Genomic DNA, 692 nt, shown 5'->3' on the forward strand with positions numbered 1-692 from the left:
GCCGATTTGTTCTCTGTCTGCTTCGGCACGACAGGCGGCTTCGACGCGTCATCCTTGGTCGGTGATGGCGAGTTGTCCTGAGCGCTGTCCCCATCCAGGGATTTCCTCGGGCCGGTATCCTTCTCGCCGAACTGAAAAACAGGTTTCAGCACCTCGATTGGCGACGGCTTCTGCGGCTGCTTTTCCGGCGGAGGTGGCTTTTCAACCTTCGGCTCGGGCGGTTTTTCAACCTTCGGTTCCGGCGGCTTTTCGGTTTTGGCTTCCTTTGGCGGTGGTGCGGGAGCTGGTTTCGGTTTTGGCTGATCGGACGCAGGTACGAGCGCGACATTGACCGGCTGCTCCTCCTGCGGCTGTTGAGGAGGACTCCGCAGGCCGTAGACCACGAGCGCTACGATGAGCGCATGCATGATCAGCGATGCGGGCAAGCCCCACAACAGATTCCGACGCCGTTCTCCTGTCTTGCCCTTCATCCTGACCGATGTGGAATGAAATGGCGGCGGCTTCAAGCATAAGCACTGGATTGGCGCAATTTAGCCGCTGACAGGTTGGTGATCTGGATCACCACGCGCAGGGCCGTGTTACCGAGGCCGACGTGGAGCAGGATGCGGTCGTTGCCGCTGCTGACAGCGAGGCTGGTGCGGCCCTTTTCCCCAAAACCACCGAGCAGATCGAGCATCATCACGATGCTGCCC

General features: G+C 60.3%; 1 protein-coding gene and 1 pseudogene. Both read right to left on the reverse strand.

Features of this window, described 5'->3' with window-relative positions; genetic code table 11:
• Positions 1-470 (reverse strand): annotated as a pseudogene (locus EN935_RS38940) (hypothetical protein); the annotation flags it as partial.
• A gap of 32 nt (positions 471-502) precedes the next feature.
• A partial coding sequence (locus EN935_RS41240) for a hypothetical protein (RefSeq protein WP_206534713.1) occupies positions 503-692 on the reverse strand: 190 nt, incomplete at its 5' end.

The organism is Mesorhizobium sp. M7D.F.Ca.US.004.03.1.1, from assembly GCF_003998635.1.
Taxonomy (GTDB): domain Bacteria; phylum Pseudomonadota; class Alphaproteobacteria; order Rhizobiales; family Rhizobiaceae; genus Mesorhizobium; species Mesorhizobium loti.